Annotated in this window: 19 protein-coding genes and 1 tRNA gene; 19 read left to right on the forward strand and 1 reads right to left on the reverse strand. The window is 54.6% G+C overall.

Annotated features, from left to right (window positions below):
- The first annotated feature begins 64 nt into the window (after positions 1 to 64).
- From J3P88_RS28550 to J3P88_RS28560, 3 genes are read left to right on the forward strand one after another with little or no spacing between them, the layout of a single operon-like run.
- Positions 65 to 670, forward strand: coding sequence for a biliverdin-producing heme oxygenase (locus J3P88_RS28550; RefSeq protein ID WP_434572977.1), 606 nt, complete (start codon positions 65 to 67; stop codon positions 668 to 670).
- Positions 667 to 2,901, forward strand: a complete 2,235-nt coding sequence (locus J3P88_RS28555; RefSeq protein ID WP_434572979.1) for an ATP-binding protein — start codon at positions 667 to 669, stop codon at positions 2,899 to 2,901. Before J3P88_RS28550 ends, J3P88_RS28555 begins: the two co-directional genes overlap by 4 nt.
- 40 nt (positions 2,902 to 2,941) lie before the next feature.
- Complete coding sequence (locus J3P88_RS28560; RefSeq protein WP_434572981.1) at positions 2,942 to 3,391, forward strand: hypothetical protein; 450 nt, start codon at positions 2,942 to 2,944, stop codon at positions 3,389 to 3,391.
- Positions 3,392 to 3,400: 9 nt separating this feature from the next.
- Here the strand turns inward: J3P88_RS28560 and J3P88_RS28565 are convergent, their stop codons facing one another.
- Positions 3,401 to 3,850 carry a carboxypeptidase regulatory-like domain-containing protein gene (locus tag J3P88_RS28565; RefSeq protein ID WP_434572983.1) on the reverse strand — a complete coding sequence of 150 codons (450 nt, stop codon included), beginning with the start codon at positions 3,848 to 3,850 and terminating at the stop codon, positions 3,401 to 3,403.
- A gap of 183 nt (positions 3,851 to 4,033) precedes the next feature.
- Between J3P88_RS28565 and vapB the strand changes: the two genes are divergently transcribed.
- The 16 genes from vapB (at position 4,034) to J3P88_RS28645 (ending at position 21,014) form a co-directional block, all read left to right on the forward strand.
- Entirely contained in the window at positions 4,034 to 4,264 is a 231-nt protein-coding gene (gene vapB / locus J3P88_RS28570; RefSeq protein ID WP_058546214.1) for a type II toxin-antitoxin system VapB family antitoxin, read from the forward strand.
- A complete protein-coding gene (gene vapC, locus J3P88_RS28575) occupies positions 4,264 to 4,683 on the forward strand; it encodes a type II toxin-antitoxin system tRNA(fMet)-specific endonuclease VapC (RefSeq protein ID WP_186707260.1) in 420 nt (139 codons plus the stop codon). Before vapB ends, vapC begins: the two co-directional genes overlap by 1 nt.
- A 176-nt stretch (positions 4,684 to 4,859) precedes the next feature.
- The gene (locus J3P88_RS28580) at positions 4,860 to 5,360 is read left to right on the forward strand and encodes a hypothetical protein (protein ID WP_434572985.1); all 501 of its coding nucleotides are present in this window, start codon (positions 4,860 to 4,862) and stop codon (positions 5,358 to 5,360) included.
- Between the two features lie 301 nt (positions 5,361 to 5,661).
- Positions 5,662 to 6,435 (forward strand): ABC transporter ATP-binding protein, encoded by a 774-nt coding sequence (locus J3P88_RS28585; RefSeq protein ID WP_079301527.1) that lies wholly within the window; start codon positions 5,662 to 5,664, stop codon positions 6,433 to 6,435.
- 13 nt (positions 6,436 to 6,448) lie between these two features.
- Complete coding sequence (locus tag J3P88_RS28590; protein WP_186707262.1) at positions 6,449 to 7,201, forward strand: ABC transporter substrate-binding protein; 753 nt, start codon at positions 6,449 to 6,451, stop codon at positions 7,199 to 7,201.
- Between the two features lie 78 nt (positions 7,202 to 7,279).
- On the forward strand, positions 7,280 to 7,975 hold the full coding sequence (locus J3P88_RS28595) for an ABC transporter permease (RefSeq protein WP_186707263.1): 696 nt from the start codon (positions 7,280 to 7,282) through the stop codon (positions 7,973 to 7,975).
- Positions 7,972 to 8,661, forward strand: coding sequence for an ABC transporter permease (locus tag J3P88_RS28600; protein ID WP_039592683.1), 690 nt, complete (start codon positions 7,972 to 7,974; stop codon positions 8,659 to 8,661). Before J3P88_RS28595 ends, J3P88_RS28600 begins: the two co-directional genes overlap by 4 nt.
- On the forward strand, positions 8,642 to 9,874 hold the full coding sequence (locus J3P88_RS28605; RefSeq protein WP_434576644.1) for a methyltransferase: 1,233 nt from the start codon (positions 8,642 to 8,644) through the stop codon (positions 9,872 to 9,874). The genes J3P88_RS28600 and J3P88_RS28605 overlap by 20 nt, the downstream gene beginning before the upstream one ends.
- 331 nt (positions 9,875 to 10,205) lie before the next feature.
- Entirely contained in the window at positions 10,206 to 11,030 is an 825-nt protein-coding gene (locus J3P88_RS28610; RefSeq protein ID WP_186729740.1) for an FkbM family methyltransferase, read from the forward strand.
- A 75-nt stretch (positions 11,031 to 11,105) separates the two neighbouring features.
- Positions 11,106 to 11,181 (forward strand) — tRNA-Thr (locus J3P88_RS28615).
- A gap of 163 nt (positions 11,182 to 11,344) precedes the next feature.
- Complete coding sequence (locus J3P88_RS28620) at positions 11,345 to 12,673, forward strand: tyrosine-type recombinase/integrase (RefSeq protein ID WP_434572990.1); 1,329 nt, start codon at positions 11,345 to 11,347, stop codon at positions 12,671 to 12,673.
- Between the two features lie 904 nt (positions 12,674 to 13,577).
- Entirely contained in the window at positions 13,578 to 14,558 is a 981-nt protein-coding gene (locus J3P88_RS28625; RefSeq protein ID WP_434572992.1) for an integrase domain-containing protein, read from the forward strand.
- The gene (locus J3P88_RS28630; RefSeq protein ID WP_434572994.1) at positions 14,555 to 14,725 is read left to right on the forward strand and encodes a hypothetical protein; all 171 of its coding nucleotides are present in this window, start codon (positions 14,555 to 14,557) and stop codon (positions 14,723 to 14,725) included. Before J3P88_RS28625 ends, J3P88_RS28630 begins: the two co-directional genes overlap by 4 nt.
- A 376-nt stretch (positions 14,726 to 15,101) precedes the next feature.
- Positions 15,102 to 16,214 (forward strand): DNA cytosine methyltransferase, encoded by a 1,113-nt coding sequence (locus J3P88_RS28635; protein ID WP_434572995.1) that lies wholly within the window; start codon positions 15,102 to 15,104, stop codon positions 16,212 to 16,214.
- 106 nt (positions 16,215 to 16,320) lie between these two features.
- Positions 16,321 to 19,302, forward strand: a complete 2,982-nt coding sequence (locus tag J3P88_RS28640) for an ATP-binding protein (protein WP_434572997.1) — start codon at positions 16,321 to 16,323, stop codon at positions 19,300 to 19,302.
- Positions 19,299 to 21,014, forward strand: coding sequence for a response regulator receiver domain (locus tag J3P88_RS28645; protein ID WP_434572999.1), 1,716 nt, complete (start codon positions 19,299 to 19,301; stop codon positions 21,012 to 21,014). The genes J3P88_RS28640 and J3P88_RS28645 overlap by 4 nt, the downstream gene beginning before the upstream one ends.
- The last annotated feature ends 58 nt before the right edge of the window (positions 21,015 to 21,072 follow it).

A 21,072-nucleotide genomic window follows, 5' to 3' on the forward strand; every position in this document is an offset into this window, starting at 1 on the left:
AAACCCATGTAAGCTTGATGCGCTTTTTTTCCAGCAACGCTCCAGTCAATGAGCTCCATCTTGCATGTCACCGGCCTCTTCACCCTCTTCCCTGATCCAGACATTGCGGACCGAAACCGCGGAGCTGCACGTCGCCCTGGAAAAACGCCTGCCGTTTTTCTCGCCAGAGTTGGACCTGGATCTATACCGGCGCTTGATGGCGGCCTACTACGGTTTTTATCAGCCCCTGGAGCAGCGGCTTCACAGGCTGGCGCTGATTCCAACCGGGCTGGACCAATCCTTGCGCATCAAACTCCCGGTATTGCGGGCCGATCTCGCGGCTCTGGGCCTGGATGACGCCGCTATAGAGGCACTGCCCACCTGCCAGGCACTGCCACGAATAGACTCCCGAGCCGCCGCCCTCGGCGTTTCCTATGTGTTGGAAGGCGCAACCCTCGGCGGGCAGATCCTGCGGCGCAGGGTGGCCGAGCAGCTCGGTCTTGATGCGTCCAGTGGCGCGGCCTTTCTCGATGTGTATGGCGAACTCACCGGCCGACGTTGGAAGGATTTCCTCCAATACCTGGACGACAGGAACCTGGGCGAGGCCCGGACGCTCGAAGTCACACGCGCCGCCAAGGCGACGTTCACTCATTTTGAACACTGGCTGGACAGCCAAAAGGTACTGTTATGACCTCGGAAAACCAGGAAGCCTTCGAAGAACTGCTGGCCAATTGCGCAGACGAACCGATTCGCTTCCCCGGGGCCATCCAGCCTCATGGTGTGTTGTTGATGCTGTCCGAGCCCGATTTCGTGATCCGTCAGGTCAGTGCCAACGTGTTGCAATTGATGGCGCACGATCCCCACAGGCTGTTGGGCCAGACCCTCGACGCACTGTTGGGGCTGGAACAGGCCGAAGCGATCCTCGTCGCCTGTCGCGCTGCCCCGGATAGCGACAACGTGCCCGTGGCTATTGTCGTCAACCAGCAGCGCTTTGATGCCCTGGTGCATCGCCATCAGGGGGCCCTGATCGTCGAACTGGAACAGCACCTGAGCGACTATCGTCCCGAAGGCGTCAGCGGCGAGGCCAACCTGGGCCGCATGCTGCAACGCCTGCAAAGTGCGAAGACCCTCCAGGCCTTGTATGAAATCAGCGTGCGGGAAATCCAGGCCATGACCGGTTACGACCGGGTGCTGATCTATCGCTTCGAGGAAGAAGGCCACGGCCAGGTGATCGCCGAGGCCAGCGCACCTTCAATGGAACTCTACAAAGGGCTGTTTTTCCCAGCGTCGGATATTCCCGAACAGGCCCGTGAGCTGTATCGCACCAACTGGCTGCGGATCATCCCCAACGCCGACTACGCACCGGTGCCGCTGGTCCCGGAGCTGCGGCCCGACACCCTGGCGCCCCTGGACCTGAGCTTTGCCACATTGCGCAGCGTCTCGCCGATCCACCGTCAGTACATGAAAAACATGGGCGTGTTGTCGTCCATGAGCATCTCGTTGATGGAAGGCGAGCGCTTGTGGGGGCTGATCAGTTGCGGCAATCGCCAGCCATTGCTGGTGCCCCATGAAATGCGCATGGCCTGCCAGACTATCGGCCAGGTGCTGTCGCTGCAGATCAGCGCCATGCAGGCGCTGGAACTCACCCGGCAACGGGACGCCAAGCTGGAAGACCTCAAGGTCCTCGCCACTGCCATGGTCGAGTCCAGCGACAATGTCTTCGATGGCTTGTCCCACGAGCCGCAACGCCTCATGGACCTGACCGGGGCCGGCGGTGTCGCGATTTTCGAGGACAACAAGCTGCATCGCCACGGCCAATGCCCGGAACCTGAGCAAATCCGCGAGCTGCACAAATGGATTCTGGAAACCGGCCAACCGGTGTTCGCCCACCACAACCTGGGCAGCGTCTTCGCACCTGCCAAGGCTTATCAGGATGTGGCGAGCGGCGTGTTGGCGATCGACCTGCCCAAACCGGTGGAAAACGGCGTGCTGTGGTTCCGTCCCGAAGTGAAGCAAACCCTCCAATGGAGCGGCGACCCGCAAAAACCCCTGGACCTGGAAAACAGCGAGACCGGCCTGCGCCTGCGACCCCGGACATCCTTCGAGATCTGGAAAGTCGAAATGGCCGGCATCAGCACCCAATGGACCCATGGCGATCTGTTCGCCGCCAACGACCTGCGGCGCTCGGCCCTGGAAAACGACCTGGCCCGTCAGGTGCAAAAGGAACGCCAGGCCGTGCAAGCCCGCGATGAACTGGTGGCCGTGGTGTCCCATGACCTGCGCAGCCCGATGACGGTCATTTCCATGCTCTGCGGCATGATGCAAAAGGCCTTCAGCTCCGACGGCTCCCACAGCTCCAAACGAATCTCTTCCGCCATCGATACCATGCAGCAGGCCACCAGCCGCATGAACGCGCTGCTTGAAGACCTGCTAGACACCTCGCGCATCGATGCCGGGCGCTACACCATCAATCCCCAGCCGACTAATGTCAGCCAGATCTTCGAAGACGCCTGTTCGCTGCTGACACCGCTGGCCACCGCCAAGGCCATCGATATGTCCTTCCATGCCGAACCCAACCTGCGGATCAACGCCGACCCCGAGCGGCTGTTCCAGGTACTGTCCAACTTGATCGGCAATGCCATCAAGTTCACGCCGCAACAGGGCTCGGTGGGGATCAGTGCGATGTCCGTCGGTAACGAGATCGTGTTCAGTGTCCGCGACACCGGTGAAGGAATTGCGCCAGAGCAATTGCCTCATGTTTTCGAGCGCTACTGGACGACCAAGGAAGGCAACCCGAACGGCACCGGGCTGGGGTTGTACATTTCCAAGGGGATTGTCCAGGCCCATGGCGGTAAACTGCACGCCGAAAGCCGGCCAGGCCAGGGCAGCGAATTCCGCTTTACCGTGCCGAAAATCGACTGAGCCGGGCACCGTCCCCTAACGAATTGGAAACCGAAGCCCAATGGCCTCATTGAACAAACAGCAAAAACGCGCCAAGCGCGCCAAAGACAAAGCCAAGCAAATCCGCATGACCGGGCGCAAATCGATCCCGATGTATGGCGACCCGGCCCACGCCACCGCCCAGCCTCCAGTCTACGTGCTGGAATTGTTCGCCAAGTTGCGCGATGCCGAGGCCGTCAGCCGCAGTGAAATGCTTGATACGCTGCTGGCAAACGTTAGCGAAATGATCATCGAACGCCCGGGTCTGCTCGACCTGAAAAACGCCGAAAACGAAAGCATGGCGGCGACCAACCTGGCCGCCGACATGCTGGTGGACTACCGCATGTGGGTCGATGAAATGGACCGCGAGAGAGCCCAGCGCTGGCTCAGCACGCCGGAGTTCATCAAGGACTTCAGCGAGGCGCTGGACCGCTATCGCCAAGTCCTGGAAAAAGAATCCGCCGCCGAATAAGCCGGCCGGCTATTCGTCACTGTTCCAATGGAACACCAGTTTGCGCGCGGCCCCGCTGCCTACCTCAGCCGTGTCGCGCCGCGCTTCACCATTGCGCGTCGCCACCACGTTGTACTTGCCCGGTGGCAGTTGCACATAAACCAGCGGCCCTGCATCGCTGAGGGTCAGCACTATTTCTCCCGATACCTTTTGCACGGTCACGTCCACGTCCGGGACGTATTTGTTTTCCGGGCCGATCGCAAAGGTCATGTGCAAGTTGTAACCCTGGGCCTGCTCGATGGCCCGGGCTTCGTCCTCGCCGATACCGCCGGACAGATAAGTGATGCCGTTCTGCTGCATGGGTTGGACTTGGACGCCTGTGTTGTCTACAGGAGCGAGGTTGGTGGCGTTGAGTGCGATCGGCAACAGCAGGAAGCTGATGGCGATGAAGGGCAACACCAAGTAATGAATGAGCTTCATGGCGAGGGCTCCAGGTTCTGGAAATAACTCACATGAGTTTTTTGTTGGAGCACAGCTGCGCGTTGAGGTTTAGATCGATTAGGACTATTGGCTAGGACGAGATCATTCCTGCAGCCGGTATATCCCATTGACATATCCCTTCATTATCCTATGCTTCCCACTGCATTTAGTGGAGGACTGCACATGGAACAAACCACCCTTTTCATGAGCAACCGCAGCCAAGCGGTCCGGCTCCCCAAAGCAGTGGCGATGCCAAGCGACGTAAAGCGTGTAGATGTGATCGCCATAGGCAGAGCGCGCATCATTACACCGGCCGGCGAAGCGTGGGACAGCTGGTTCGACGGCGATAGCGCGACAGCAGACTTCATGGCAGAGCGTGAGCAGCCTGCCGATCAGGAGCGCGAGTCTTTCTGATGATCAAATTCATGCTCGACACCAACGTCTGTATTTTCACCATCAAGAACAAACCTCAGGTCGTTAGAGAAGCCTTCAATCGTCATCACGGCCAGCTCTGCATCAGCGCCGTCACGCTGATGGAGTTGATCTACGGTGCAGAAAAATCATCCGCCCCAGAGAAAAATCTCGGCGTCATCGAAGGGTTCTGTGCCCGACTTGAGGTTTTACCTTTTGGTTATGAGGCCGCAGCACATACCGGAATGATCCGGGCAGAGTTGGCAAAGATTGGCAGACCAATCGGCCCCTACGACCAGATGATTGCTGGCCATGCCCGTTCCCTCGGGCTGATCGTGGTCACTAATAACCTGAAAGAATTCGAAAGAGTCCCGGGACTGCGCATCGAAGATTGGACCACTGCGCCGAAGCCGGGGTTGTAACTTCGGTGGTTTGAAGTTAAAAAAACAGCTCCATCGAGCCTCCTATGGGAGTGAGCTTGCTCACGATGAGGCCATCAACTTCACATCTGCGTTGGCTTTTCTGCCGCTATCGCGAGCAAGCTCGCTCCCACAGGTTTTATGGTCACTTTTCTTTAACGAGTAACGGAACCACATCCATGGCCTCCGCGAACAAGCAACAAAAACGCGCCAAGCGTGCAAAAGCAAAAGCCAAGCAAATACGCGTCAGTCGTACAAAGCCTGCTGCCACCACGTTTGATCTTCCCGAATACGACGATCCCTACTTCCTGGATGCCCTGCAAGACGAATTCGCAGAACGCCCCAGAGACTTCCTGTCGCTGTTTTATGAAATGCGAGACGCCGAAGAAGAGGCGGGGCGCATCGACATGATGGTCAGGATGATGGGATTACTTCTTGCCATGACGAGTGAACAGCCCGAGCTGCTGGATAATGAAAATGCTGAAAACGAAGCCATGGCGGTCCAGATTCTGACCGAAAACACCCTGGTCGCTTACCGAAAGTGGGCTGACGATATCGATCAGGAAGCAGCGGAAGATTGGCTTCACAGCCCTGAAGTGCAGGCGGATTTCGTAACTGCAAAAGCCAGCTTCAAAGAGGTGCTCAAAATACTGTGGGATCTGGAGGACGCTCCCGAATAACCCAACAGACTTTTGATTGCGGCAACGCTCATCCGGTTAACCCTTCCAACCCCCGCCCAAAGCTGGCACCATCGCGCCTTTTTTTACGCGACTCCCCAGGCCTTTCACCGGTAACCAAAGTTCAAACGGCCGTTCGGTTGTTGATGGCGCGACAGTCTGCTGTGCCGATGCGACAACCTGCCGCACATCACCGGTTTACCGCCCGTCGCGCTGTTGGCGGCCATTCGGACGCATGCTAGCTTGGCCGCCTCGCCAAGGAAGGCTGCCAACAGCAAGGGAGCACATACCATGAGGACCGCACATGGCCCAGGCCACGCCCGCGCTTGAAATCCGCAATTTGCACAAACGCTACGGACAGCTGGAGGTGCTCAAAGGCGTCTCGCTGACCGCCCGCGACGGCGATGTGATCTCGATCCTCGGATCCTCCGGGTCCGGCAAGTCCACATTCCTGCGTTGCATCAACCTGCTGGAAAACCCCAACCAGGGCCAGATCCTAGTGGCTGGCGAAGAGCTCAAGCTCAAGGCCGCGAAAAACGGTGAACTGGTGGCCGCCGACGGCAAACAGATCAATCGCCTGCGCAGCGAGATCGGTTTTGTCTTCCAGAACTTCAACCTTTGGCCGCACATGAGCGTGCTCGATAACATCATCGAAGCCCCGCGCCGGGTGCTTGGCCAGAGCAAGGCCGAAGCCGTCGAAGTGGCCGAAGCGCTGCTGGCCAAGGTCGGTATCGCCGACAAGCGCCACGCCTACCCGGCCGAGCTGTCCGGCGGCCAGCAACAACGCGCCGCCATCGCCCGCACCCTGGCGATGCAGCCCAAGGTGATTCTGTTCGACGAACCCACCTCCGCCCTTGACCCGGAAATGGTCCAGGAAGTACTTAGTGTGATCCGCGCCCTGGCCGAAGAAGGACGCACCATGCTGCTGGTCACCCATGAAATGGGCTTCGCCCGTCAGGTTTCCAGCGAAATCGTGTTTCTTCATCAAGGCCTGGTCGAGGAGCAAGGATCGCCACAGCAGGTCTTCGAGAACCCGCTTTCGGCGCGCTGCAAACAATTCATGTCCAGCAACCGCTAACGGAGCAGTACACATGCAGACCTACAAGAAATTCCTCATGGCCGCAGCGGCCAGCCTGGTCTTCTCGGCCAGCGCCATGGCGGCCGAAAAACTGAAGATGGGCATCGAAGCGGCCTATCCGCCGTTCAACAACAAGGACGCCAGCGGCCAGGTCGTGGGGTTCGATAAGGACATTGGCGATGCCTTGTGCGCCAAGATGAAAGTCGAGTGCGAAGTGGTCACTTCCGACTGGGACGGCATCATCCCGGCCCTGAACGCCAAGAAGTTCGACTTCCTGGTCTCGTCGCTGTCGATCACTGAAGAACGCAAGCAGGCCGTGGACTTCACTGACCCGTACTACTCCAACAAACTGCAATTCATCGCGCCAAAAAATGTCGACTTCAAAACCGATAAAGCCTCACTCAACGGCAAGGTCATCGGGGCACAACGCTCCACCCTCGCCGGCACCTGGCTGGAAGATGAAATGGGCAGCGACATCACCACCAAGCTTTACGACACCCAGGATAACGCCTACCTGGACCTGACCTCCGGCCGCGTCGACGCGATCCTGGCGGACAAATACGTGAACTACGACTGGCTGAAAACCGATGCTGGCCGTGCTTACGAATTCAAGGGCGACCCGGTGGTGGAAAGCGACAAGATCGGTATCGCCGTGCGCAAGGGTGATCCGCTGCGCGACAAGCTGAACGCTGCCCTGAAAGAAATCGTGGCCGACGGCACCTATAAAAAGATCAACGACAAGTACTTCCCGTTCAATATCTATTGATATTGACGTGCCTGGCCGGCGCAGCTCTCTGGCGGCGCCGGCCCTTAGCAAAGCCTGCCGCGATATGAATTCCTACCCATGATGATCGATCTCTACGGATTCGGCCCGGCGCTTGCCGCCGGCGCGCTGATGACCGTCAAGTTGGCGCTCACGGCCCTCTGCCTGGGGCTGGTACTCGGCCTGCTCGGCGCCTTGGCCAAGACCTCGCCGCACAAGCCGCTGCAATGGCTGGGCGGCACCTATTCGACGCTGGTTCGCGGCATCCCGGAATTACTCTGGGTACTGCTGATCTATTTCGGCACCGTCAACCTGATGCGTGCCCTGGGTGAGTATTTCGGCAACCCCGACCTCGCCCTCGACGCCTTCGCCGCCGGGGTCATTGCCCTGGGCCTGTGCTTTGGCGCCTACGCCACCGAAGTGTTTCGCGGCGCGATCCTGGCGATCCCCAAGGGCCACCGCGAGGCCGGCGTCGCCCTCGGCCTGTCGAAGTGGCGGATCTTCACCCGGTTGATCATGCCGCAAATGTGGCGCATCGCCCTGCCTGGCCTGGGCAACCTGTTCATGATCCTGATGAAGGACACCGCGCTGGTCTCGGTGATCGGCCTGGAAGAAATCATGCGCCATGCGCAAATCGGCGTGACCGTATCCAAGCAACCGTTCACCTTCTATATGGTCGCCGCCTTCATGTACCTGGGCCTGACGGTGCTCGCCATGATCGGCATGCACCTGCTGGAACGACGCGCCGCCCGTGGATTTGCCAGGAGCACCCAATGAACTGGGACGTCATCATCAAGTGGCTGCCGAAGCTGGCCCAGGGCGCGACGCTGACCCTGGAACTGGTGGCCATCGCCGTGATCGCCGGGCTGCTGCTGGCGATTCCACTGGGCATCGCCCGCTCTTCGCGCCTGTGGCAGGTGCGGGCATTGCCCTACGCTTACATCTTCTTTTTCCGTGGCACACCGCTGTTGGTCCAGCTGTTTTTGGTCTACTACGGCCTGGCGCAATTCGATGCCGTGCGCAGCAGCGCGCTGTGGCCGTACCTGCGGGATCCGTTCTGGTGCGCCACGGCCACCATGACCCTGCACACGGCTGCCTACATCGCCGAGATCCTGCGCGGCGCGATCCAGGCCATCCCCCGTGGCGAGATCGAAGCCGCGCGGGCCTTGGGCATGTCGCGGCCCAAGGCGCTGTTCTACATCATGCTGCCCCGCGCCGCGCGCATCGGCCTGCCGGCCTACAGCAACGAAGTGATCCTGATGCTCAAGGCCAGCGCCCTGGCGAGCACCGTGACCCTGCTGGAACTCACCGGCATGGCCCGCACCATCATTGCCCGGACCTATATGCCGGTGGAGATCTTCTTCGCGGCGGGTATGTTCTACCTGCTGATGTCCTTCGTCCTGGTTCAAGGTTTCAAGCAACTGGAACGCTGGTTGCGTGTCGATGCCTGCCAAGGACGCTGACAGCGGCGTTCTGACGGGCGAGGCACTGCTCGCCCGCTTCACGGCGCTGGAGGTTTTTCTCACAGCGCACCAGGCACTGTGGAAACCACGTCCGTTCACCCATCTGCATCTGCCTTGGGAAACATCCCACCCGCAATTGGCCCAATGGCTACGCCAGCGATCGCTGGAAGCGGCGGAACACGATCATCACCAGCCATGGTTGATGGAAGACGCGCCAGCGCCCTTCCCGGAACTGGCCGCTACCTCTCGCGCGTTGAGCGCTGTCGCAGCATTACCCGCCAACACGCTCGAAGCGCCAAGCCATCGCCTGAACGTCGACGTACCCGGGCGTAAATGGCAACAGATCGAAGCCTTCGCCAGCCGCTTGCACTTCGCCACCCAGCCAACTCACTGGCTCGATTGGTGCGCCGGCAAAGGCCATCTCGGTCGCCGCTTGGTGCAAGGTGAGCAGCAACTGACCTGCCTGGAGTACGATCCTACGCTGGTCGCCAGCGGCCAATTGTTGAGCCAGCGCCATCACCTGCCCGCCACGCACCTGCAACAAGATGTGCTCGCGGCGGACGCGGCCCAGGCACTGCATCCGGGACACACCCCCGTGGCCCTGCACGCCTGCGGCGACCTGCATGTGCGCCTGATGCACCTGGCCAGCGCCGCTGGCTGTGCACAACTGGCTATCGCGCCATGCTGTTACAACCGCATCAGCAGCGAGCGCTATCAAGCGCTGTCCGACGCAGCCAAAGTCTCTGCCCTACAGCTATCACTCGACGATCTCGGCCTGCCGCAGACCGAAACCGTCACCGCTGGCGCGCGTGTAAGAAGACAGCGGGACCAATCGATGGCCTGGCGCCTGGGTTTCGACCTCCTGCAACGGCAGATCAGAGGGTGCGACGACTACCTGCCCACCCCGTCGTTGCCCAGCGCCTGGCTGGAAAAATCCTTCGCCCAGTACTGCACCGATCTGGCGGCCCTGAAAGACTTATCCACAGTCGGCACGCCTGATTGGGTCGCTCTGGAAGCAGCAGGTCACCAGCGCCTGGCCGAGGTGCGCAACCTGGAGTTGCTGCGAGGCCTTTTCCGACGGCCACTGGAGCTTTGGCTGGTGCTGGACCGAGCACTTTTCCTCACGCAAAAGGGCTACGACGTTCGCCTTGGCACCTTCTGCGAAACACCCCTGACGCCGCGCAATCTTCTGTTGCTGGCAGAGCGTTACTGAGACGAAACAGCCTGTGGATAACTCTGTTGATGAAATAAACTCGGATCCAAGAAATCCGCGATTTCCTGACCGAATCAGCATTGGTCATTTTTTGTTCATATGGATAAAAAACCATGAAAACAGGTATTTGCGACGAAACGCGAAAGCGGTCACAAAATCGCAAGATACCCTGCGCGTCATCCAGCCCGTTGTGCATAAGCGTCTAAGCAAAACGACATAACCGCCGAATTCAGTGCTGCCCCGCGCCAATAATTGCGTCCACCGCGCCCGTGCTATACAACAACCCCACGTATCGTGATTGACACAATGCCGACACACTCAAGGACTGGCCGTGACGTTCATTTCCTACGCACAAAACTTCGAAGACATACGCCTGTGGCGCGCCCTTCAATCGGTGGAAAACGGCTTTTACCTCGACGTCGGCGCCAACCATCCGACAGATGATTCGGTCACCCGCGCGTTTTACGACCGCGGCTGGCGCGGCATCAACATCGAACCGGTACCGGCCTACCACGACGCACTCTGCCAACAACGCCCGGACGACATCAACCTGCAATGCGTGGCCGGCGAAAACGCCGACAGCCTGACTTTCTACACCATCGCCGACACAGGCTTATCCACAGTAGAAACCAGCGTCGCCCAACAACACCGCGACGCCGGCATGGACGTGCGCACCCAGACCGTCCAATCCCGCACCCTGGCCTCCATTTGCGAGCAATACGCCCAGGACCGCCCCATCCACTTCCTGAAAATCGACGTCGAAGGCCATGAAGAAACCGTGCTGCGCGGCATGGACTTCAGCCGCTGGCGCCCTTGGATCATCCTCATCGAAACCCCATGGGCCCGCGACCAGACCTGGGAAAACCTGGTAACCGACGCCGGCTACCAATCCATCCTGTTCGACGGCATCAACACCTACTACCTCGCCGAAGAACACCTGGCCCTCAAACCCGCCTTCGACATCCCCCCGTGCAACCTCGACGGCTTTCAACTTTGCAAAGGCCACAAACTCAGCCACCCCGTCGACGATGCAGACCTACAGCTCAGCGCCGCAGTGCAACGGGCGGAACAGGCCGAAGCCCAACTTCACGCCATGCAAAACAGCCGTGCGTGGCGAGCCTTGCAGAAAGTACGCACCCTGCTGCGCCGCGCTTGAGCATGGGTCATGCAAAAATAGTCAGAATTCAGGGGTTTACAGAACGCGCCCAATCGCTATAATCGTCGCCCACACGCCGGTATAGCTCAGTTGGTAGAGCAACTGACTTGTAATCAGTAGGTCCCGGGTTCGACTCCTGGTGCCGGCACCACATTAGGCTCCACTGCATTCCACCGAATGCTCTGGAAGCCCCGAAAACCCGCCCTTTGGCGGGTTTTTTCGTTCCAGGACCCTCTGTCGGGATCCAACAAAATCCCCCTCCCCGAGGGTATGTTAGGGGTACTGCGATTTCCCGGTCAGGAGCGCGTACCCCTATGCCACGTCTAGCGATCCCCCTCAGCGACCTGCAATGCCGCACGGCCAAAACCCGCGAACGCGCCTACAAACTGTTCGACGGCGGCGGCATGTACCTTTTCGTCAAACCCAATGGCGTAAAGACCTGGCGCTTGAAGTACACCAAGCCCAGCGGCAAGGAAGGCACGCTCATCATCGGCAATTACCCCATCGTTACCCTTTCCGTCGCACGACGTAAACGAGACGAAGCCAAGGCGTTACTGCTCGACAACCTCGACCCAATGGAAGAAAAGAAGAAGGCCAAGATCGTGGCCCAGCGGGCGGCACTGCTTTTCCAAACCGTTGCCCTGGAGTGGCACGCCGACATGTCCCGTCGCTGGACCGAAGGCCACGCAAAAACCGTAATGAGCCGACTGCGCACCCACGTCTTCCCGCTGATCGGCCAACGCCCCATCGCAGAACTTGATACCCACGACCTGCTAGAGATCACCCAGCGCATCAAGGAACGCGGCACCATGGATGTGGCGTTGAGGGTACAGAACTACTTATCCACCATCATGCGCGGGGCCAAAAGGGCTCGGCAGATCACCATGAATCCTGCACTGGATCTGGCAGGCTCGATTCACGCGCCGCGCACAGTCCATCGCCCCGCCCTATCCCTCAACCGCCTACCCGAACTGCTACACCGCATCGACAACTACAACGGTCGCGAGCTGACGCGCCTTGCCGTCCTGTTGACGTTGCATGTATTCGTCCGCTCCAGCGAACTGCGCTTCGCTCGATGGAGTGAGTTCGACCTTCAACGCGCCATGTGGGAAATCCCCGATACGCGCGCACCGATTGAAGGGGTACGCAACTCCACACGTGGGACCAAGATGAATGGCGACATTCAAATGGTGCCGCTGTCGCCGCAGGTCATCGAAATACTGGAGCGCCTGCGCAGCCTCAGTCGCTTTTCAGAGTTAGTGCTACCGGGCGACCACAAGTACTGGAAGCCCATGTCCGAGAACACGGTGAACACCATGCTCCGCAACGTCGGCTATGACACCAGCAAGGACGTGTGCGGCCATGGCTTCAGGACCATGGCCTGTAGCGCCCTGCTTGAGTCCGGGTTATGGACCGACGCAGCCATCGAAAGACAAATGAGCCATAAGGAACGCAACCGCGTGCGCGCCGCGTATATCCACAAGGCCGAATTTCTGGAACAGCGTAGGCTGATCATGGCGTGGTGGAGCAACTACATCGACGCCAACCGCCATGGGCATGTGACACCCCACGAATTCGCTCACCCAGTCGGCGACAACATCACGGCCCTACAAAATAGCCGTGGCGCATCCAAACGTGGGTAAGCCAATAAGATCACCGCAGTCCGCCCTTCTACGCGGGTCCATCCAAACAGGGCTGCAAAGCCGCCCTGCTTGGATGGACCTCACTTAAAAATCTAAAGCCCGCGCAAATGTCTGTGGAAAACCACTGATTTCCACCGGTGGATAATTTCATCCACAGCCGCAGAACGCCCGATAATTCGAGTCTTGACCCAAATTATCCACAGGCGTAGAAAAGATCGGGCAAAGCGCTGTCGTTGACAGCACCCCAGGTAGCCAGAACCTTTAAGGCTACGCCACACAGTGGTGGTTCTCCCAAAGTGCGATTAGCGTCCGGCGGCTCGCACGGTCACTCACGGAGTGATGGATGCCTACTTCAGATCGTTGCCATTGCGGCAAATACATTCCCCTACCCAGCTGCCCTGCAGCAACCTTTCCGCTTGGCCATTTCACTGCGCCAGCCTGCGCCCGTCTCTTTCTCCCGGAAAGAGACGGGCGCTCCTACCGCTGCTGCAGCCCATCTCGTAAAAGGCTTTGCGGCATTCCTCCTTATGACAATCGGCGTGACAAACACCGAAGTCACCAGCAACAGCGATGCAGATGATGGTGCCGCAGCCCAGGGAATGGACTGCACCTGACTGACAGTCAGGCATGCCCCGATCATCGCATTACTGCCTTCACCCGACTCAGGATCTCGCGGCGTTGGTTTCGTCAGCCAGCGCAGCCTCCACCCGCCCACTTCCTCGGAAGTGCTCAGGAGGCCAGATCATGAGATGCCCAAGCTCCCGGTCGTAAAGAGCCGCCAGTCCCGCGTTAGTGGACAACCCTCACAGGTCGCAGGGACCTTGATCCCTGATAACACTCAACATTCTTGGCGGGATGACGTGGGGAAAGTTTCAAAGATTTTGGCTTCGAGAGGAGTTTGATCATGGCGCTAGTAGGTAGACGCGATGGGCGTAATTTTGGCTATGGCCGGCAGCTGAGTTATGCCGGACCGCAGGCGCTGCGCAACCTATTTGGCGGTGGGCATTACGGGACGGTCAAAGCACACAGTGATCGTTGGCAGACGTTCGTGCGCTGGTGTCGGTCGGAGGATGGCCCGGGAATTAATGATGCACGGCAGATTGATCGGCAGACCTTGCTGGATTACGCGGAGCATCTGCGTCACCTTGTTGAGCGCAGCGATCTCGCCATCGCCACTGCGCAAAACCGATTGTCCAGCGTCAATCGGACCCTGGCAGCGCTTCGCGGTGATCAGTATGTGAAAGTACCGAGTCCGAGCAAGGCGCTAGGAATGCGGCGCACCAGTGTTCGTCGTTCGGTGCCGCAAGGCCAAGACCGCGAACATGTGAAGAGGGTCGTAGAGGTGCTTTGCGCACACAAGCAGCCGCGTGCCGCGGCCATCGCTCAATTAGCGCGAGCCACCGGCATGCGCTTACGTGAGGCCATTTTGGCAGACCTTCCGCGCTTAAAACGTGAGGCCGAACAATACGGCAAGATCAACATCCAGGATGGCACCAAGGGGGGCCGCTCAGGTGCCTCGGCACCTCGCTGGATCAGGGCGGATGATCATATTCGCGAGGCGCTGAGATTCGCCGAACAGGTCTCACCCGACGGTAGCCGCAACCTACTTGCACCGAACGAAACCTACCTCGATTTCCAACGGGGAATCGTCCGTCCTGCACGGGACATCCTCCATCAGTACAACCTCAAAGGCTTCCACGAATTGCGGGCAACCTATGCGTGCGAACGCTACGAGCAAATTACCCACCATCCCGCCCCCATCAACGGTGGCCATTGCTACCAACTCGACCGACGCCTCGATCAGGAGGCCCGAGTGCAAATCAGCTATGAACTCGGACACGGCCGTATCGATGTGGTGTCGGCTTACATTGGGGGTCGAGCATGAACAAGCCATTCGATATGGAGATCTTCTTGGCTGGGGTGCTGACTGGAGCACATGCCACACGCGAACGTCACACCCGCCAGGCCAAGACTATTCAAGCAGCGATCTCTAATCGCTGGCACAAAGATAATCCATGGACATGGCAACAAGGCATCTCATATGGTTTCTGACATGCCACCTACAACATTGTGCAGATCCAACACATTACTATTACGGCCTCACTGCTCGATTGATCGCTCAGCGCGTGGGAAAGCGATGGTTCGAGCCGGCGAGAAATGACCATACAACTCTCCTGTGAAAGATTAGCCGTCGACAAAGGTACGGGGGACGACCTAACGCCAGAGCACGAATCGCAGGCTATGGAAAAATGTCTATTGACTCGGATCAATTTAAGCCCTTTAGAAAGAGCTACTGAAAAAAGCCTGTCTGATTCTGCCAAAAATATAGACTTGACAATAGGTTAGCTATAGCATTCCCGAAGTCTATGCCTCGCTGATTTTTCTGATTTTTGAGGGAATAGACAAGCTCACTAGTGGGAACAAATTCATGGCCAAGCGCCCTCAAAATCCTATCGCTCTGGACCTTTTTTGCGGCTCTGGAGCAGTAACCCTTGGCCTAAGACAAGCAGGCTTCGACGTAGTGGGCGCTGTAGATTTTGATGCTGGAGCTTGTCGCACCTACAAAGCCAATCACCCAGACGTGCGGCTGCTACAGAAAGATATCCGCAAGACAGCCCCAGAGGAATTTGCGGACCTCATTGAGGGAAAGCTGGACTTATTGGTTGTTTGCGCCCCCTGCCAACCGTTTAGTAGCCAGAATCGTAGAAAAGACAGCGGTGATAGCCGGAATAACCTTGTCGAGGAGTCGAAGAAATTTATAGATTACTTCAATCCTTCTTTGGTTTTTTTAGAGAATGTTCCAGGGCTTGCCTCAACCAATATTTTTGATGAATTTACGAACTGGTTAAAAAACACCGCTGGATATGATGTCTCTAATCCAATGCGAATCGACGCATCAGAATTAGGTGTACCGCAAAGACGCTCACGAATGATCTTGGTTGCCGCCAAGGGCGTACCATTAAAAGAAGCAACTAATATCGTTAGAAGTGCTAGAAAGACTGTAGGCGAAACCATTAAAAATCTACCGACACCACCAATCGGACGGCCGTCGGCTGGAACAGATCCGCTGCATTTCGCTAGAAAGCATTCATCATTAAATATAGAACGCCTTCAAAATATTCCAATTAATGGAGGCGGGCGTGAATCTTTACCGCCTCATCTTCAACTCGCCTGTCATCGCGATAAAAAGAAATCCTCTTTTTCTGACACATATGGCCGTATGTGCTGGGAAGACGTTGCTCCGACATTGACTACAGGGTGCACAGACATAACCCGTGGACGCTTTGGGCACCCCATTCAGCATAGGTCAATAACTCTTCGTGAGGCAGCAAGACTCCAGTCCTTCCCCGATGATTATATTTTTGAAGGTAACGCTAGTCAGATTGCGACACAAATTGGCAACGCAGTTCCGCCTCAAATGATGAGAAGCATAGCCAATAGCCTTAAAGCGGCCCTACAATCAAATAGCAATATTGTAAAAGCATCAGAAAATTCAAAAAATAAAGCGAAACTTGCAATTACAGCTGTAACGGATAGATAGTGCTTTGTCTTTTTTGTATACAAAGCAGAACTATAAGTAGAAGGCCACGATTCCAATAAAACAACGTTTACCATAATTTAACGCTCCTTAAGAGCCTAGGAGTCTTATGACACAGCTCAGGGTAAGAGCACGGGCCGTTGACATGCTCGGCCGCCAGCAAATCGCTGGCATTCCTACAGCCATCCACGAACTATTCAAAAATGCGCATGATGCGTATGCCGAGCGCGTAGAGGTCGATTTTTTTAGAAAAAATCGAATACTTATCCTAAGGGATGATGGCTATGGGATGACCAAGGAGGACGTAGAGAAACGGTGGCTTACACTCGGAACAGAATCTCGTGTAAATGCCAATAACCCGCTCACGCAGCATACAAAAAAATGGACCGGCCCCAAAGAACTTGCCCCAAGAGTTATTATGGGTGAAAAAGGCATCGGGCGGCTTGCCATAGCTGTTATTGCTCCGATAACGATTCTGATGTCACGCGCTATCCGTCCTGATGGTCTACACAACCTAGTTGTCGCACTAGTTCATTGGGGACTATTTGAGCAGCCCGGCATAGATATTAGTGCAATTGATATTCCTCTCCAAGAATACCCGAGTGGAACTTTACCTACTAGAGAAGACATAGCTAAACTCATAGGCAAGGTAGAAAATAATCTGCAAATTCTAGAACCAGAAATTGGTACAGATGCGTACAAAACACTTTGCAGTGATCTGGAACGAGCTAAATTAATTGGACCAGACAACCTAGATAAAATGCTGAATAACAACCGTGACTCTCCACTCTCTTTATCAGGAGACGGTTATGGCACACATTTTATCGTGCTGCCAGTTGCCCCCGAGTTGGATGACGACATTGACGGGGGAGCAGATAACGAGTCATCCAAACTCGAACGAAATCTACTTGGTTTTTCCAATACAATGGCCACCGATGACCCGGTAATAAAAACCGAGTTTCGAGACCATAAAACTGGAGACATTTTTGAGCGTATTGGCCCAAAAAGTTTTTTCACAATCGATGACTTCACGAGAACTGATCAACTCATTGAGGGAGAGGTCGATAATAACGGTCAATTCTCTGGCGTAGTTACAGTATACGGTAAACCGCGGACCTTTATCTGCAACTGGGTAGAGGGCAAAGGGCGAGCCCCCAGGTGTGGGAAATTTTATATTCGGTTTGGGTACGTTCAAGGAAATCCGAAAGAGAGTAAATTAACACCGGAAGATTGGACTGTGATGGAAGAAAAAACCAATAAAATTGGTGGTCTTTACATATACAGGGATGGTATTCGAATTCTTCCATACGGCAACTCAGACTACGACTTTCTAGATATTGAACGCAGACGAAGCAAGTCGGCAAAAGACTGGTTTTTTTCTTATCGCCGAGTATTTGGATATGTTTCTATCTCCCACGCAGTTAATGGCACACTGACCGAGAAAGCGGGCAGAGAAGGCTTTCGTGAGAATCAATCATATCGAGACTTTCGCTCGATATTAATGAATTTATTCCAACAATTAGCTATCGAATTTTTTAAGCCTGGCGCGGTTCAGGGTGACGATTATTGGACAGGCAAAGAACATTACGCACTGCAGGCGGATCTTCTCAAAAAACAAAGAGCGAAAGCAGACGCTAGAAAAAGCGCGTTCGACTTAGAATTGAAAAAGTTCTCCGAACTATACGAAAAAAACAGTTTCGAGTCAGAAGCAGAAAAAATAATTTTTGAGCTCAATGACAGATTAGATTTTTTCTCGTCAGAGTTAGACTTAGGTGACTTCGCATCGAAAGTCAGATTATTAGAACTGGACGCCCGTCAAAAACATAAAACATTAGCGAACAAAAGTGTAGTAATGCTTCCTAGGGGATTAAGCCTTAGTGGTAGGTTAACAAGAGAATGGGCAGCTTATGAACGGATGTCTAAACAAGTAGAGGAGAGTGTATTAGTCCCACTACGGGACCAAATAGATGACCTCATAAAAAAGGCGACTACAGGACGTATCGGAGACGACGAACGCCGCAAAGTGGCCATGCAGGATATTGAAAGAGAGAAAGACTTAACTGTAAAGGAGCTTGTAAGTCTTCGACGAGACACCTATCAAGCATCGGAAGTAATGCATAATTCCCTTAAAGAGGTTTTGCAAGAGGAGTTCTCTCAACTTCGTGCAAACATAGAAGTTCTGGTAGCCGACTTTGCGAAACGCTCAATTGAAGACCCCGAAAGCTTAGATAGTATTCGGCATGAGGTAGAGCAAGGAATAACTAATCTGCGCAGAAAAGAATTTGAACTATTTGACTCATTTAAACGCCAAATGGTCGATCTTACTGAAGGCGTCAAGGACAGAGAGACCTTAGACGATCGCTTTGCTGCTCTAGAAAATCGAAATCAGACTTTAGAGGAGCAAATCGAGTTCTATACAGAATTCGCACAAATTGGTATGTCCGTAGGTATTTTACAACATGAGTTTGAGGGGGCAGCACGAGGTATTCGCCAAGGAATGGCGGAGCTTAAACCTTGGGCGGATAGTAACGTACAGCTAGGTGATATCTATAAAAAATTACGGGACCATATAGAACATCTCGATGGTTACCTAAAAGTTCTTGATCCTCTCGGCCGCAGAATGCACCGCGCAACGGTAGAGATATCAGGGAGCGAAATCCTTACTGTATTACGTCGGGTTTTCAGTGAACATTTAGAGTCCGCGGCTATAAAAATGAACCCGACACATGCTTTCCGAGGCCTAATCGTAAAATGTAAATCTTCGGCACTTTTAGGGGCCTTCATCAATATTGTCGACAACGCAATATTTTGGCTTGACAGCCGCGCGAGTTCGGAAAAAACAATTACCCTTGATGCTGATAGCAATGGCTTTTTAATATCTAATAGCGGTCCAGGAATTGAGGAGCGCATGAAGGACCAAATATTCGAATTCGGCGAAACCAAAAAACCGGGTGGTCGAGGTATGGGCTTGGCGATTAGCCGCCAAACACTGCGTCGAGAAGGATTTGATATAGAATTAGTAAGTGCTGGACAAAATAATAATCCACAGTTTCGAATTGCCCCCATGGATGAGTTGGGAGAACAAATATGATTGCTCAGCTAGCGGAAAAAGTTACAGAAAAACCCAGCGCACAGGACCTCTGGTCTGATCATGTGCAGGGAGCAGTCATGAAATTTCTAAAAACCGCGGTCGTAATTGATAACCAACCTTATGTAAAAAAAAGAACCAGTACTCCTCCTGTCCCCGCCCCTGCACAAGTTGACTCAGGTATGGGGGATGAAGTTACCACGCTTACTATTCCAGCAAGCGCAACCACACAATCAGCGGGTGCTCACGATCTAGATATTAGAAAAATATCTGACGTCTTTGCTGAGTCCGGTGTTGCCTGCGCGTTTGTATTACCCGACGATGATGATACAAATGTTGAAGAAATCAAAAGAAGAATACTTTCTGCTACTAAACCTTCAGACATTGTCGTTATTGACTGGTATCTTCGCCCACAAGATTCATCTTTAACGTTACAGCTTTTGCAGGAAATAGCAGAGTCTGATCAAACCGAAAATGGGCGGATGCGGCTTCTTTGTGTCTATACCGGTGAAGGGCTCGACAATGGAATATTTAACGATGTTAAGGGCTATCTTTCCGCAGGTGGATTGACACTTAAAGATGTCCCAGGCATAGAATTTTGTGCAAAAAATGAAAATTTTTTGGTTGTGCTTTTAAACAAATCTATTGTACCAGCCGAAATATTACCCCTAAAGCTAATCAAGCTTTTTTCTTGCCTCGCGGATGGACTGATCCCTGCGTTCGCACTCGCTGCAATAGGCGCGATACGGAAAAACACTCACCATATGCTGACGCGATTTGGTAGAAATCTTGATCCCGCCTATATTGCGAATCGGCTAATCACCAATCCCCCTGGCGATGTCGCTGAACTAATGAGGGAGTTACTCGTCTCCGAATGCGACAATGCATTAGGACTTGATAGTATCGCGGACGATTTTCTAGAAGAAAAGACAATATCTAAGTGGCTTGACAATAAAGAACTTAAAGGCCTTTCCTACGACATAGGACAAGGGGAGGGAAAAAAAACCATATCTATTGATCGAGCTGCAGTGGATGGCTTATTAAAATTCGGCATTGGCGACAACGATTTTAAACTAGATGAGCAAACAACGGTGTCTTTTCCAGAAAAACACCGAAGTAAGGTTTCACATCTACTTTCAGGAACTACTCAATCTTCACACGAATCAGAAAATGAATTTGCGCGACTTGTAGTTTTCCGCAGAGAGGCTTTCGGCTTCTCCACACCACTTGGGGATAGCTGGAAACCGTCTTTAACTACGGGCACGTTACTCCGAGTTAAAGATGGACAACAGATAAAATATTTAATGTGTTTTACTCCTGCCTGCGATACTCTCCGGCTAGATAAAGCGCGCCCATTTGTGTTTGTAGAAGGCGAGCAAAGTAAAAAACCTTATAGCGTAGTAGTTACTGAAGAAGATGGAAGCACTGTAGGCCTGCACTTCGACAAAAACTACCCAAAAGTTTCCACCTACTCATTTCCTCCAGATGCGAAAACACAACGTGTTCGAGGAAAAAAAGCAGACACCAATCCGAAAGCTTTTATATTCAAATCTCTAGAGACACCAGATTTTGACTTTTTGTGGCTCGGCGAAATTCGTTATGGACGAGCAATGAGCGAGATGACCAGCATTGCTAACAGATGGATGAGGGTTGGAATACTTGATTCAGAGCACCTTCGACTAGCGAGTAGAAAGAACTTCGACTTTAAAAGCTAACAAACACGTATTTCGACCATATGCATGCGCCCCTCTATACCCCCTTCTGCCCAAGATT

The organism is Pseudomonas sp. Z3-6 (assembly GCF_051131985.1).
GTDB lineage: Bacteria > Pseudomonadota > Gammaproteobacteria > Pseudomonadales > Pseudomonadaceae > Aquipseudomonas > Aquipseudomonas zanjanensis.